Origin of the sequence: Gilvimarinus gilvus, assembly GCF_030518155.1 — a bacterium.
In the GTDB taxonomy this organism is placed as follows: Bacteria; Pseudomonadota; Gammaproteobacteria; order Pseudomonadales; family Cellvibrionaceae; genus Gilvimarinus; species Gilvimarinus gilvus.
Genome location: NZ_JAULRU010000838.1, coordinates 1 through 375, shown reverse-complemented (window position 1 = coordinate 375; position 375 = coordinate 1). Strand labels below are relative to the sequence as shown.

Sequence of the window (375 nt, the reverse complement as noted above, 5' to 3'; positions counted from 1 at the left end):
AGGTTCATTTTTAACGAAGTTTAATCCTCGTTCAGAATATCTAAAACAAATTGCAGGACCTATATATTGTGGTGCTTTCATTGGAATGACTTCGCTTGATTTTCAGTATGTTTATTGGATGATTATTACGGCTGGAGTTTTTACAGCCTTGTTATTTTTTGCTACAAAATCTTTATTTGTTGGTGTAGGAGGAAAGCTGGGAACGTTAGCATTTATCGGAGTTTTATTGAGTATGTTGTTGTTTAAATTAATTATTGGCTAATGATTACTGAATTTTTAATATTAATGATGTGTTCAATAATAGCTTCATTAACAACGTACGAATTAAATATTCGTTTCAAACAAGGTCCAGTTCGTGCTTCTGCAATGATTGCG

At 32.0% G+C, this 375-nt stretch carries 1 protein-coding gene; it reads left to right on the top strand.

What is annotated here, in order from left to right:
- On the top strand, positions 1 to 262 hold a 262-nt coding region (locus tag QWI17_RS23495; RefSeq protein ID WP_302724980.1), incomplete at its 5' end, for a hypothetical protein.
- Positions 263 to 375: the final 113 nt, after the last annotated feature.